This window comes from Nocardiopsis protaetiae, from assembly GCF_045446735.1.
Taxonomy (GTDB): Bacteria; Actinomycetota; Actinomycetes; order Streptosporangiales; family Streptosporangiaceae; genus Nocardiopsis; species Nocardiopsis protaetiae.
Window position 1 is genome coordinate 1 of the sequence record NZ_JBJJBV010000212.1, and the last position, 12,824, is coordinate 12,824.

The window sequence follows — 12,824 nt, forward strand, 5'->3', positions numbered from 1 at the left end:
GCGGTCCTGGAGAACGAGGACTGATCCCGCCCACCACGGATGCACAAAGGGATGGTGCCCTCCCCGGGGAGGGCACCATCCCTTTGTGCTTCTCGGCGCGTACTGTTCGAGTTCGAGCGGCCGGTCAGGCGGACTTCTCGCGGCGGGTCGGCTCCACCTGGGCCCGCGGCACGATCGTCGGATTCACGTTGTCGATCACCGTCTCCCGCGAAATGATCACCCGACCCACATCCTCACGCGACGGCACCTCGTACATCACCGACAACAACACCTCCTCGATGATCGCCCGCAACCCACGCGCACCCGTCCCCCGAATGATCCCCTGCTCCGCGATCGCCTCCAACGCGTCCGGCGTGAACTCCAACCCCACACCGTCCAACTCGAACAACCGCTGATACTGCTTCACCAACGCATTACGCGGCTCCGTCAAAATCCGGATCAGCGCCTCCCGATCCAGATCATGCACACTCGTGATCACCGGCAACCGCCCGATGAACTCCGGGATCATCCCGAACTTCAACAGATCCTCCGGCATCACCTCACCGAACCCGCCCCCCGCCAGATCCTCCTTCGAGCGCAGCACCGCGTTGAACCCCATCCCCTGCCGCCCCGTCCGCGACTCGATGATCTTGTCCAACCCCGCAAACGCCCCACCACAGATGAACAGCACATTCGTCGTATCGATCTGGATGAACTCCTGATGCGGGTGCTTACGCCCCCCTTGAGGAGGCACACTCGCCGTCGTCCCCTCCAAGATCTTCAACAACGCCTGCTGCACCCCCTCACCCGACACATCCCGCGTGATCGAGGGGTTCTCACTCTTCCGGGCGACCTTGTCCACCTCGTCGATGTAGATGATCCCCGTCTCGGCCTTCTTCACGTCGTAATCGGCCGCCTGGATCAACTTCAACAGGATGTTCTCCACATCCTCACCGACATACCCCGCCTCGGTCAGCGCCGTCGCATCCGCGATCGCGAAGGGCACGTTCAAAATCCGCGCCAACGTCTGCGCCAACAACGTCTTGCCCGACCCCGTCGGACCCAGCAGCAGGATGTTCGACTTCGCGATCTCCACATCCTCACCACCCGGGCGCTCCCCCTCCGAGCGCACCCGCTTGTAGTGGTTGTAGACCGCCACCGACAACGCCTTCTTCGCCTGCTCCTGCCCGATCACATACGAGTCCAGGAACTCGTAGATCTCCCGCGGCTTGGGCAACGCATCCCAGGAGAGCTCGGTGGAGTCGGCGAGCTCCTCCTCGATGATCTCGTTGCAGAGGTCGATGCACTCATCGCAGATGTAGACGCCGGGGCCGGCGATGAGCTTCTTCACCTGCTTCTGGCTCTTGCCGCAGAACGAGCACTTCAGCAGGTCCCCGCCGTCGCCGATGCGTGCCACCCAGCCACTCCTCGAAACTAAGGCCGCCGATGCCGCGTGAGGCGGCGGTGCGGGGTCCGATACCCCGCACCCGTCCGTTCACGGACGGGCGATCCGTGTGTCGCTCTTTCGCCAGACTAAGCGAAAAACCGGACCGGCTTCACCACCGGGCCCTTCCGGGCGGGTTGGCGGCCGGTCCGGTCGACGCTTTCTCGACCTGTGCCCGCGGGCTCTACTTGTTCAGAGAGGCCTTGCGGTACGGGAGCACGAAGTCGATGATGCCGTACTCCTTGGCCTCCTCGGCCGTCAGGATCTTGTCGCGCTCGATGTCCTTGGACACCTGCTCGGGCGTACGGCCCGTGTGCCGCGCCAGGGTGGTCTCCAGCTGGGTGCGGATCCGGGTGATCTCGTTGGCCTGGATCTCGATGTCGCTGGCCTGGCCGTGCATGCCCTCGGTGGCGGGCTGGTGGATCAGGATGCGGGCGTTGGGCAGCGCGCCCCGCTTGCCCTTGGTCCCGCCGGCCAGCAGGATCGCCGCGGCGGAGGCGGCCTGGCCGATGCACACCGTCTGGATGTCCGGGCGGACGAACTGCATGGTGTCGTAGATCGCCATGAGCGACGTGAACGACCCGCCCGGGGAGTTGATGTACATCTGGATGTCCCGCTCGGAGTCGAGCTGCTCCAGCGTGATGAGCTGCGCCATCAGGTCGTTGGCCGACGTGTCGTCGATCTGCACGCCGACGAAGATGATCCGCTCTTCGAAGAGCTTGTTGTACGGATTCATCTCCTTGACGCCGTAGGACGTCCGCTCCACGTAGGACGGCAGGACGTAGCGGCCCTGGGGAGACATCGGGGCCGTGCCGCCGATAAAGGGGTTGAACTCGGTCATTTCACGCCTTCCACGCTTCCACGCACTACGCCGATCCCGGCACCGCCGGGTCGGGCGGGGTCACCGTACCGGCCCCGGTGCTCCGGGCCCGACGGTTCCGATCACGCGCTGCCTGCGGCCCCGACCACGTCGAGCGTGCCCTCCAGGACCTCGTCGATGAAGCCGTACTCCTTGGCCTCCTGCGCGGTGAACCAGCGGTCGCGGTCGGCGTCCTTCTCGATCTGCTCGACCGTCTGACCGGTGTGCTCGGAGATCTTCTCGATGAACATCTTCTTCACGTACAGCAGCTGGTCCGCGAGGATGCGGATGTCGGAGGCGGTGCCCCCGATGCCACCGGACGGCTGGTGCATCATGACGCGGGTGTGCGGCAGCGCGTAGCGCTTGCCGGGCGCACCGGCGCACAGGAGCATCTGGCCCATCGAGGCGGCCATGCCGATGCCCACGGTGCGGACGTCGTTGGGGATGTACTGCATCACGTCGTAGATCGCCATGCCCGCGGTCACGGAACCGCCGGGCGAGTTGATGTACAGGGTGATGTCCCGCTGGCGGTCCTCTGCGGACAGCAGCAGGAGTTCGCCCACCAGGCGGTTGGCGATCTCGTCGTCGACCTGCTGGCCGAGGAAAACGATTCGCTGGCGCAACAGGCGCTGAGGCGTCTGCTCAAGAAAAGGGGAAAACTGCGTCTCCGACGTACGAGCGTCGAATCGCGAGGACTCATCAAAGATCGGCGGCACTCTCGTCACCTGCTCCGGAATCGAAACGGTTGCGATACAGCGACACTAACGCCGACCGACACCGGGGTTGCACGGATACCGTGCCTGTTCGCTTTGAGCGCAGGGTGACGCAAGCCCGGCAGGCCCGGTTCTCCCGACGGCGAACAAGAAGGCGGTCGGGAGTGGGAATAACGGGCGTTCCGACCGCATCCGGGAACGGCCGGGGCCCCTGGGACCGGCGGGGCCCGCCGGGGAGGACGGGACCGGCCGGGAGAAAGCGACGGGCCCCGCCCGACCCGGGAAGGGTCGTGCGGGGCCCGCGAACGCTCAGCTCGAAGCTGCGCGACTACTTGGCCTCGTCGGCCTTGGTGTCGGCGTCGGCCTCGACCTCGGTGACCTCGACGGTCTCCTCGGCCTCGGTGGCCTCCCCGGCGTCCTCCAGGACCTCAAGGCCCTCGACCGCGGCGGCCGCGGCCTCGGCGGCGGCCTTGGCCGCCTTCTCCTCTTCGGTCTCCTGCTCGACGACGTTGCCGTCCTCGTCGGTGACCTTCGCGGAGGACAGCACCAGGTCCATGGCCTTGCCGCGGACGACCTCGGTGAAGGCGACGCGGATCTGGTTGGACTGCACCAGGTGCTGGGCCAGCTGGTCCGGGCTGACGCCCATGCGCTGGGCCTGCTCGAAGACGTACTGGCTGAGCTCGCCCTGGTCGGCGCTCAGGTCCTCCTGGATGGCCAGCTGGTCGAGGATGAACCCGGCCTTGACCGCGGAGCGGGCGCCGGTGGTCAGCTCCTCCTCGAACTCCTCCTCGGTCTTCTCCTGCGATTCGAGGTAGGCCTCCTTGGTGAGGCCGCTCTGCGCGAGCTGCTGCTCCAGGCTCTCGCGGCGGCGCTGGATCTCCTCGTCGACGACCGCGTCGGGCAGCGGCAGCTCGATCGACTCGATCAGCTTCTCCAGGGCCTTGTCACGGGCGGAGGAGAGCTGCTGGAGGCGGCGCACCTCGGTCATGCGCTTGCGCACGTCCTCGCGCAGCTCGGCGATGGTGTCGAACTCGCTGGCCAGCTGGGCGAACTCGTCGTCCAGCTCGGGCAGCTCCTTGACCTTCACGCTGTGCACGGTGACGGTGACGTCCGCCTCCTTGCCCTCGTGCTCGCCGCCCACCAGGGTGGTGGTGAAGGTCGCCTCGGCGCCGGACTCCAGGCCGCGCAGGGTCTCGTCGAGGCCCTCCAGCATGGTGTTGGTGCCGACCTCGTAGGAGTAGCCGCTGACGGCGACGTCTTCGAGCTTCTCACCGTCGATGGCGGCGGACAGGTCGATGGAGACGTGGTCGCCGTCCTCCACCGGGCGCTCGGCGCCGACCAGGGTCGAGAAGCGCTCGCGCAGGAAGCCGAGCTGCTCGTCGATCTGCTCCTCGGTGACCTCGGCGTTGTCGACGGTCACCTCGATCCCCTTGTAGTCGGAGACCTCGAACTTGGGACGGATGTCGACCTCGGCCGTGAAGGCGAGCTCGTCGTTGTCCTCCAGCTTGGTGACCTCCACGTCGGGCTGGCCGAGCGCGAAGATCTCCTCCTTCTGGATGGCCTCGTTGTAGAGCTCGGGAACGGCGTGGTTGACCGCTTCGCTGATCACAGCGCCACGGCCGACGTAGCGGTCGATCAGTCGCGCCGGCGCCTTGCCCGGGCGGAAGCCCTTGATCCGAACCTGCTTCGCGAGCGACTTGTAGGTCACGTCGAAAGCGTGATCGAGCTCCTCGAAGGGCACCTCGATGGTCAGCTTGACCCGGGTCGGGCTCAGCTCCTCGACAACGGTCTTCACGGGGCGGTACTCCTAGGTTTGCCGGCTGGTGTCCGCGTCGGCCCGCAGGCGCACCACACAACGGCGAATGCACGCGCGCACCCCCGCCCGATCTGACGATCTCCGGCGTCGGGGTGCCCTGCGACGGGCTGGGACTTACAGTTTCCTGCTGATCGCACCAAGTCTAGGGCAGATGCGCAGGGGGCCACCGCGCACGGCCGGAGCCGTGGCCGTGGCCGGTTTCGTCGGGGTGGCGGGATTCGAACCCGCGGCCTCATGCTCCCAAAGCATGCGCGCTAACCAAGCTGCGCCACACCCCGTACGCCTGATCCCCGGACGCCGTGTTCGGCTCCGGGTTCCCGGCACGGACCGAACACGCCGCCCGCACGTTCCCGCAAAAGGAGTGTGCGACCAACGCTGCGGAGACTGTACTCTTGTCCCCGTCGGCTCAACGAGTCTAGAGGAAACTCGAAGGCTCCGGCGCCACGCGGGCGTAGTTCAATGGTAGAACCCCAGCCTTCCAAGCTGGTCATGCGAGTTCGATTCTCGTCGCCCGCTCTTCCACGGCGGGGGCCGGTGCGCACGCACCGGCCCCCGCCTTCGTGCGCCCGGTCCCGCGGACCGGCCCGGGTCGGACTCCCCCACCAGGGCCGAACGTCGTTCGGACCCGGGCGCGGAATACCCGGCCCGACCGGGTACGTTGACCTTTCGGGCGGGGTCGCCGACGAAACCGGACACGGGCACCCCTGTGAGAATCGGGTGACTGGATGACGGACACGGGCACGGGTACGGCGCTGAGCGCACGCTGGTTCGAGCGACCGGAGGGGCTGGAGCGTCCCGCGGTCGTCACCGGGGTCTTCGACGTCCTGCACGTCGGCCACATCCGTTTCCTCCAGGCCATCGCCGACCGGGGCCTGCCCCTGGTCGTCGGCATCGAGTGCGACGAGCGCGTCCGCGCCTGGAAGGGCCCCGGACGCCCGGTCAACCCCGCCGAGGAGCGCGCCGAGACGGTCGCCGCCCTGAGCTGTGTGACCGGGTCCTTCGTCATCGACGGACCCCCCGCGGTCGCCGACTGGTCGGCCTACGCCGAGGTCCTGCGGCCGCTGGCCCCGGCCGCCCTGGCCTTCACCGCCGGGGACCGCTACACCCGGGCCAAGATCCTGGGCGCCGAGGCGCTGGGCGCCCTGGCCTGGGAGCTCCCCTTCACCCCCGGCCGCTCCACCACCGCCGCGCTGGGCAGGCTCGCCCACGCCCTCTGAGCACCCCGTCCCTGGAACACCCGGCGGGGGCGCCTCGGGAAGCGGGACGCGCGAGCGGTTGTTGACCCACGCGTAACGCGAATCGAGGCCCGTATGACCATGATGTCCGGTCGGCCCTCTTACAGGGCCCTGGTCAACGACGGAAGCGCCCGCGGGCAGGAACTGCCCCCCGGCATCACCCGTCGCATCATCTCCTACGCCCGCCCCCACTGGCGGGCGATACTTCTGTTCCTGCTCGTGACGTCGGTGAGCGCCGCCATCGTGGTGGCCAACCCGCTGCTGCTCAAGACGATCATCGACCAGGGCATCATCCCCGGGGACCGCTCCCTGGTGATCACCCTGGCCGCCGCCGCGGGCGGCCTGGCCCTGCTGGAGGGCGTGCTCGCGCTCACCGGCCGCTGGCTGTCCGCCCGGATCGGCGAGGGCGTCATCTACCTGCTGCGCACGCAGGTCTTCACCCACGTGCAGAAGATGCCGCTGGCGTTCTTCACCCGCACCCAGACCGGCTCGCTCATCAGCCGGCTGAACACCGACGTGGTCGGCGCCCAGCGGGCGATCACCTCGGTCCTCCAGTCGGTGGTGTCCAACCTGGTGAGCGCCACCGCAGTGATCATCACCATGCTCGCGCTGTCCTGGCAGGTGACCCTGCTGGCGCTGGCGCTGGTGCCGCTGTTCCTCGTCCCGGCCAAGCTGATCGGCCGCAGGCTGGCGCACATCTCGCGGGACGCGATGGACACCAACGCCGACATGAGCTCCCTGATGACGGAGCGGTTCAACGTCGGCGGGGCCATGCTGGTCAAGCTGTACGGCCGCCCGCGGGACGAGTCCGACGGGTTCGCCCGCCGGGCCGCGCGGGTGCGCGACCTGGGGGTGCGCCAGGCGGTGTTCGGCGGCCTGCTGTTCACCATGCTGGGCACCATCACCGCGCTGGCCACCGCGATGGTCTACGGCGTCGGCGGCATGCTGGCCGTGGACGGCGCGTTCGAGGTCGGCACCCTGGTGGCGCTGACCACGCTGATGGTGCGCCTGTACGGGCCGGTGACGAGCCTGTCCAACGTGCACGTGGAGATCATGACCGCGCTGGTGTCCTTCGACCGGGTCTTCGAGATCCTGGACCTGGAGCCCGCGATCAAGGAGTCCCCGGACGCCCGGCCGATCCCGCCGGGGTCGGTGGGGGTGGAGTTCGACAACGTGTCGTTCCGCTACCCGGGCGCCGAGGAGACCTCGGTGGCGTCGCTGGAGCTCAACCCGCAGGGGCGCGCCGCCGACGACACCCAGGTACTGAGCGGGGTGTCGCTGCGGGCCGGACCCGGGACGATGGTGGCCCTGGTGGGCCCCTCCGGCGCGGGCAAGACGACGCTGACGCACCTGGTGTCGCGGCTGTACGACCCGACCGAGGGCGCGGTGCGCATCGGCGGGCTGGACCTGCGCGAGGCCACCGCGGACTCGCTGCGCGAGGCGGTGGGCGTGGTCACCCAGGACGCCCAGCTGTTCCACGACACGGTGGGCGCGAACCTGCGCTACGCCAAGCCCGACGCCACCGACGAGGAGATGGAGGCGGCGCTGCGGATGGCGCGGCTGGGCCCGCTGCTGGAGCAGCTGCCCGACGGGCTGGACACGATGGTGGGCGACCGCGGGTACCGGCTGTCGGGCGGGGAGAAGCAGCGTCTGGCGATCGCCCGGCTGCTGCTGCGCTCGCCGTCGGTGGTGGTCCTGGACGAGGCCACCGCGCACCTGGACTCGGAGTCGGAGGCGGCGGTGCAGGAGGCGCTGGCCGAGGCCCTGTCCGGGCGCACGTCCCTGGTGATCGCGCACCGGCTGGCGACGGTGCGCGAGGCCGACCAGATCCTGGTCCTGGAGGACGGGCGGATCCTGGAGCGGGGCACGCACGAGGAGCTGCTGGGCCGGGGCGGCCTGTACACGGCGCTGTACCGGACCCAGTTCGCGCCGCAGGACCACTAGACGGCGGCCGGAGGGAACGGACGAGGGACGGGTGCCGCGGCTACTTCTTGCGGCGCCCGTCCTTCTTCTTGCCCTTCTTGTCCCGCTTGTCCCGCCTGTCCCGGTCCTTCTTCTTGCCCTTGGGGCGGGCGGCCTTCTCGGCCTTGCGCTTCTCGGCCTTCTTGCGCTCCTTCTTGGCGACCTTGGCCTTCTTGGGCCGCTTGCGCTTCTTGGGCTTCTTGGCGTCCTTGGAGGTGACGTGGTCGGCCAGGACGTCGGGGAGCGGGGCCAGGCCCGGGCCGCCGTCGAAGATCCAGTCGTCGAGGGCGTCGAGCAGCTTGTCCTCGGTCATCTCGCCCAGCCACACGGGCTTGGCCCCGGCGGCGTGGCCCGCCTGGGAGGGCTGCACGACCACGACGTTGGCCTGGAAGCAGATGCCCAGGCACTTGCTGGTGCGGACCGGGACGGTGCGCCCGGCGTGGTCGTCGATGGCGGACAGGCGGGCGAGCTGGGCCTTGTGGTCGACGCCCGGGACCTTCTTCCTGGTCCCGCAGCAGCAGCCGCGGCAGACCGTGAGCCGACAGGGCCGTCCGTCGATCTCCCCCACTTCGCCCCCTTACCGAAACGTTAGGTACGCCTTACCTCATCAGCCTCAGGGTAACCCTCCGCCGAACCGCTCTGACCAGCGGGGACGTCGAACGGCCTCCAGGTCTCGGGAAGCCCCGCGGTGTCGGACCTCCCGTCCCAGCCCGCCGCCCACAGGAACGGCAGCCCGGCCGCCACCAGCGGCCACCGGTGGTCCATGAGCTGCATCCGCAGCTGCGGCTCCAGGCACGCCCCGGAGTTGCCGCAGCGGGCGACCGGATCGCCCGCCGCCACCCGGTCCCCCGGGCGGACCGTGATGGACCCCTTCTGAAGATGGCCGAGCAGCACGTACGCGCCGCCGACGTCGACGACCACGTGGTTGCCCAGCAGACCGGCCGGGCCGAGCAGCTCGCGCAGGGCGTTCTCCACGACCGAGCCCAGCAGCCACGGCCAGGAGTTGCGGCTGCGGTGGTCGCGGCGCCGGTCGTGCACGGCCACGACGACCCCGTCGGCGGGCGCGTACACGGGCTCCCCGAACGCGGGGAAGTCCTGCGGCGGGCGGCTCAGCGGCCGCCACCCGATGTCGGGCCGGGTCCCGTCCTCGGCGACCAGGCCCAGCGCGTGCGTCTGCCCGTAGGCGTGGGTCCCCTGGCTGGGGACCGCGTCCACCGGGCTCGTCAGCGCCATCCACCGCCCCCGCACCGGCGGGCCCAGCACCCGCGGGGCGCAGCGGACGGTGCCCGCTCTCAGGTACACGGCCAGCGCGACGGCGAGCAGGGACCAGCCCGCCCACCAGGACAGGCCGGCGTACCCGGCGAGGAGGGCGGCACCCGCGGCCCACATCAGGGGGACGCGGACACGGGCCAGGAACACCTGGGAACGGGACGGGGCGGGATCGGGCATCTTCACATTGTGAACGCCCGATCCCGCCCCATCGAACCGGCCTACCGTTCCCTGTTCTTGCCGGCCTGGTTCTTCTCGGCCTGTTTGCGCAGGTAGTCGGTGGCGGCTCCGGCCCCCTTGTCGATCTTGTCGTCATGGGCGCCGCCGGTCGCCTTCTTGGCGGCGTCCGCGGCCTTGCCGACCAGCCCCTCGACCTTGTCGGCGTTGTCGTCGACGGTCTTCCTCAGCTTGTCGAACGCATCTCCGGCACCGGACATGGATTCCCCCTTCGGTCCATCCTGCACCCAGGGCGATACCCGGTGTCACCCCCGGTTATGCCACCCGGTCAGATGTGCAGGATGAGCCGGGCCACCGAGAAGTAGATGATGAGGCCGGTGGCGTCCACCAGGGTCGCCACCATCGGGGAGGACACCACCGCCGGGTCCACGCCCACCTTGCGGGCCAGCAGCGGCATCGACGAGCCGATGATCGCCGCCCAGGTGCAGATGGCGATCACCGAGAAGGCCACCACGACGGCCACGTCGAACCCGACCAGCAGGGCGCCGATGACCAGCGCCAGGCCGGCGAGCATCACACCGAGCAGCAGCCCGACCCGGGCCTCCTTCCAGATGACCTGGGGCAGGTCGCGGACCCGCACCTCGCCGACGGCCAGGGCGCGCACGATCGCGGTGGCGGACTGGGCGCCGACGTTGCCGCCGGTGCCGATGAGCATCGGCACGAACACCGCCAGCGCCGTGACCTCCTCCAGGGTGGCCTCGAAGACCTGCATCACGTTGACGGTGAGGGTGGCGGCCACGATGAGCAGCATGAGCCACACCGAGCGGGCGCCGACCAGGCGCAGCACCCCGACACTGACGTAGTGGTCGCCGACGGGGCTGGCACCGGACTGGCGGGCCATGTCCTCGGAGTCGGCGGCCTCGATGAGCTCCAGGGCGTCGTCGAAGGTCAGCAGGCCCACGAACCGGTCCTCGGAGTCGACCACCGGCAGGGAGACCAGGTTGGCCTCCTGCATCAGGCGGGCGGCGTCCTCGGCCGGGTGGGTGGCACGCACCCGCGGGGCCAGTATGTCGACGATGTCCTTGATCAGCCGGACGTCGTCGTTGACGACCAGGTCGCCCAGGGTGACGGTGCCGACCAGGCGGCGGCCGTCGGTGACCACCGGCAGCGTGTAGATGGTCTCGGCGTCGGCCCCTTTGGCACGGACGATCTCCAGGGCGCGGCCGACGGTGAGGTCGTGGTGCAGGACGACCGTCTCGGGCGTCATGAACCGGCCGACGGCGTCCTCGGGGTAGCCCAGCAGCGCCGCCGTCATCCGGCGTTCGGCGGGGCTGAGCCCGGCCAGGGCGCGGGTGGCGATCTTGGCCGGGGCCTCCCCGATGAGGCGGGCCCGGTCGTCGGGGTCCATCTCTTCGAGGATCTCGTGGAAGGCGCCGTCGCGCAGGCCCAGGAGGATGGCCTGCTGCTGGCCGGGGTCGAGTTCCTCGAAGACTTCGAGTTCGCGGTCCTTGTCCAGGAGCCGGAAGGGGATGATCGCCTGTCGACCCGCCATGCGGGAGAGTTCGTCGGCGATCTCGTAGGGCCTATGTTCGGCCAACCAGAGCCGGATTCCCGTCAGGTCGTTGTTCTCGACCAGTTCGGTGAGTTCTTCAGCGCGCTCGCCTTCTGACATGCGAAGCACCCCCTCGCGTTCTCCTCCGCCCGCAGGACACGGCTGCGGACGACACCGGTTGCGTATGACGGCTCCGGGTCCCGTCGTCACTGGTGTGGTGGACCGCGCGGAGTCGGCGCCGGGGATGAGGAGGGCGCGCACGGGTATCCGGGGACGTGTACGGAGACGGCCGCCGTACGCGGGACGGGGAGCACCCCGAACCTTACCCGTCCCCGGGCCGGGCGCGGGTCCGCCGCCCCGCCCGGGGGGTGTCGCGGGCGGTCAGTCGCGCCAGAGGACGACCAGGGCGCAGTCGTCGTTCTTGTCCTTGCTCAGGACGTCGACCATCTTCCCCGCCCCGGTCGAGAAACCCTTGGTGACCAGGGTCTCCGCGGCGCCGAGCAGCCGGTCGATGCCCGCGTCGAGATCCTCGCCGGGGGTCTCGATGAGGCCGTCGGTGTAGAGCATGATGGCGTCGCCGCGGCGCAGGCGGCCGCGGACCGAGGTGTAGGTCATCTCCGGGATGACGCCCAGGACCACGCCCTTGGCCTCGGTGGTCGTCCAGGATCCGGTGCCCGCGTCGAACTGGACCGCGGGCGGGTGCCCGGCGGAGGCGATGCTGTACTCGCCGGTGGCCAGGTCCATGCTGAGGTGGACGGCGGTGACGAATCCCTCACCGCCGCCGGTGCGCATGAGGTAGTCGTTGCAGTGGGCCAGGAAGTCCTTGGTGGGCACCGCGCCGATGAGGCCGCTGAAGGCGCCCGAGAGCATCAGGGCGCGGGTCCCGGCGTCGACGCCCTTGCCGGAGACGTCGACCACGGCGATGTCGAGCCGGTCGCCGTCGCGGTCGGAGACGACGAAGTCGCCGCCGAAGGAGGAGCCCCCGGCCTGGCGCAGGACGGCGGTGCGGCCCCAGCCCTCGGGGAGGGCGGGCAGTCGGCCCTGCTGGCGCAGCCGGTCGCGCAGGTCCAGGAGCATCATCTCGCCGCTCAGGCCCTGCACGCCCAGGCGCTCGCGCACGCCCGACAGCAGGTAGGACAGCACGGCGGTGACGCCGATGGTGACCAGCAGCCCGGGGCCGACCTGCCCGAAGTCGAGCATGGCGGCGACGAAGACCAGGACGGCCGCGACCACGCCGAGCAGGGCCGCCAGGCTCTTGCGCTTGAGCAGCAGGCCGCCGGCCAGGACGGTGAGGATGGTGGAGCTGGGCGGGAACCACCCGGCGGGGCCCCAGACGGCGCCGACGCCGATGCCGACGGCCAGGGCGACCAGGGTGATGAGGACGAGCCGGTAGCGGAAGAGCACCTTGCGCCGGAGGACCGCAACGATCCGCTGCGCGGTCGTGCGCAGCAGTCGGGTGGCCTTGGCGTTCGGTGTGGGCTTCATGCAGTCCTCTGTGCGGGCGCGCCCGCCCGCGGGGGTTCGGTGTCGGTCGGCTCGGTGGCCCGCGCCGCGGCCGTGGCGGCCCGGCGGGGTCCCGGCGCCGTCCCCGGCTCGGGACGTACGACGGGTGGCAAGGGCGGTGTGGGGACCCGCCCGCGGTCGTGGCGGCGGGCCGTGGGCACCGCCGGGCGGCGGCCGGGACGGAACCGGGCCGCTGTGCACGAACTGTAGCGCGGGGGATGTCCGACTGGCACGTGCATCCGTCGGTGTTCTCCCCCATAATCGCGGGTTTGGGGTCGGCCCAAACCCGCTCCGGGGCCCCGCGCACGTGCGCCC

The 12,824-nt window shown here is 69.9% G+C and carries 11 protein-coding genes and 2 tRNA genes; 3 read left to right on the plus strand and 10 right to left on the minus strand.

Features of this window, described 5'->3' with window-relative positions:
- Window positions 1-124: 124 nt before the first annotated feature.
- The 5 genes from clpX to ACJOT3_RS25875 all read right to left on the minus strand — a co-directional run bounded on the left by clpX (window position 125) and on the right by ACJOT3_RS25875 (window position 5,089).
- A complete protein-coding gene (clpX, locus tag ACJOT3_RS25855; protein ID WP_406975708.1) occupies window positions 125-1,396 on the minus strand; it encodes an ATP-dependent Clp protease ATP-binding subunit ClpX in 1,272 nt (423 codons plus the stop codon).
- Window positions 1,397-1,607: 211 nt separating this feature from the next.
- Window positions 1,608-2,264: an ATP-dependent Clp protease proteolytic subunit gene (locus ACJOT3_RS25860; protein ID WP_306366503.1), complete on the minus strand. Its 657-nt coding sequence runs from the start codon at window positions 2,262-2,264 to the stop codon at window positions 1,608-1,610.
- Window positions 2,265-2,365: 101 nt separating this feature from the next.
- Entirely contained in the window at window positions 2,366-2,989 is a 624-nt protein-coding gene (locus tag ACJOT3_RS25865; RefSeq protein WP_406975716.1) for a ClpP family protease, read from the minus strand.
- 334 nt (window positions 2,990-3,323) lie between these two features.
- Window positions 3,324-4,790 (minus strand): trigger factor, encoded by a 1,467-nt coding sequence (tig, locus tag ACJOT3_RS25870; protein ID WP_406975709.1) that lies wholly within the window; start codon window positions 4,788-4,790, stop codon window positions 3,324-3,326.
- A 224-nt stretch (window positions 4,791-5,014) separates the two neighbouring features.
- A tRNA-Pro gene (locus tag ACJOT3_RS25875) sits at window positions 5,015-5,089 on the minus strand.
- A gap of 167 nt (window positions 5,090-5,256) precedes the next feature.
- Here ACJOT3_RS25875 and ACJOT3_RS25880 point away from each other — a divergent pair.
- The 3 genes from ACJOT3_RS25880 (at window position 5,257) to ACJOT3_RS25890 (ending at window position 7,990) form a co-directional block, all read left to right on the plus strand.
- Window positions 5,257-5,327, plus strand: a tRNA-Gly gene (locus ACJOT3_RS25880).
- A gap of 209 nt (window positions 5,328-5,536) precedes the next feature.
- On the plus strand, window positions 5,537-6,028 hold the full coding sequence (locus tag ACJOT3_RS25885) for an adenylyltransferase/cytidyltransferase family protein (protein ID WP_406975710.1): 492 nt from the start codon (window positions 5,537-5,539) through the stop codon (window positions 6,026-6,028).
- 99 nt (window positions 6,029-6,127) lie between these two features.
- A complete protein-coding gene (locus tag ACJOT3_RS25890; RefSeq protein ID WP_406975717.1) occupies window positions 6,128-7,990 on the plus strand; it encodes an ABC transporter ATP-binding protein in 1,863 nt (620 codons plus the stop codon).
- A gap of 40 nt (window positions 7,991-8,030) precedes the next feature.
- On the opposite strand, the gene ACJOT3_RS25895 is transcribed toward ACJOT3_RS25890, so the two are convergent.
- The 5 genes from ACJOT3_RS25895 to ACJOT3_RS25915 all read right to left on the minus strand — a co-directional run bounded on the left by ACJOT3_RS25895 (window position 8,031) and on the right by ACJOT3_RS25915 (window position 12,491).
- The gene (locus tag ACJOT3_RS25895; RefSeq protein ID WP_406975711.1) at window positions 8,031-8,576 is read right to left on the minus strand and encodes a (2Fe-2S) ferredoxin domain-containing protein; all 546 of its coding nucleotides are present in this window, start codon (window positions 8,574-8,576) and stop codon (window positions 8,031-8,033) included.
- Between the two features lie 20 nt (window positions 8,577-8,596).
- Entirely contained in the window at window positions 8,597-9,457 is an 861-nt protein-coding gene (locus ACJOT3_RS25900; protein WP_406975712.1) for a peptidoglycan DD-metalloendopeptidase family protein, read from the minus strand.
- A gap of 41 nt (window positions 9,458-9,498) precedes the next feature.
- Complete coding sequence (locus tag ACJOT3_RS25905; RefSeq protein WP_406975713.1) at window positions 9,499-9,714, minus strand: Rv0909 family putative TA system antitoxin; 216 nt, start codon at window positions 9,712-9,714, stop codon at window positions 9,499-9,501.
- Between the two features lie 68 nt (window positions 9,715-9,782).
- Window positions 9,783-11,126 (minus strand): magnesium transporter, encoded by a 1,344-nt coding sequence (gene mgtE, locus ACJOT3_RS25910; protein ID WP_406975714.1) that lies wholly within the window; start codon window positions 11,124-11,126, stop codon window positions 9,783-9,785.
- A gap of 261 nt (window positions 11,127-11,387) precedes the next feature.
- On the minus strand, window positions 11,388-12,491 hold the full coding sequence (locus ACJOT3_RS25915; RefSeq protein WP_406975715.1) for a PP2C family protein-serine/threonine phosphatase: 1,104 nt from the start codon (window positions 12,489-12,491) through the stop codon (window positions 11,388-11,390).
- Between the last annotated feature and the right edge of the window lie 333 nt (window positions 12,492-12,824).

What these genes read in the sequence shown, in the direction of transcription:
- ACJOT3_RS25860 (WP_306366503.1), bottom strand. Translation starts at nt 2,264, where the DNA reads ATGACCGAGTTCAACCCCTTTATCGGCGGCACGGCCCCGATGTCTCCC.
- ACJOT3_RS25900 (WP_406975712.1), bottom strand. Translation starts at nt 9,457, where the DNA reads ATGCCCGATCCCGCCCCGTCCCGTTCCCAGGTGTTCCTGGCCCGTGTC.
- ACJOT3_RS25890 (WP_406975717.1), top strand. Translation starts at nt 6,128, where the DNA reads ATGATGTCCGGTCGGCCCTCTTACAGGGCCCTGGTCAACGACGGAAGC.
- mgtE (WP_406975714.1), bottom strand. Translation starts at nt 11,126, where the DNA reads ATGTCAGAAGGCGAGCGCGCTGAAGAACTCACCGAACTGGTCGAGAAC.
- ACJOT3_RS25885 (WP_406975710.1), top strand. Translation starts at nt 5,537, where the DNA reads ATGACGGACACGGGCACGGGTACGGCGCTGAGCGCACGCTGGTTCGAG.
- ACJOT3_RS25905 (WP_406975713.1), bottom strand. Translation starts at nt 9,714, where the DNA reads ATGTCCGGTGCCGGAGATGCGTTCGACAAGCTGAGGAAGACCGTCGAC.
- ACJOT3_RS25915 (WP_406975715.1), bottom strand. Translation starts at nt 12,491, where the DNA reads ATGAAGCCCACACCGAACGCCAAGGCCACCCGACTGCTGCGCACGACC.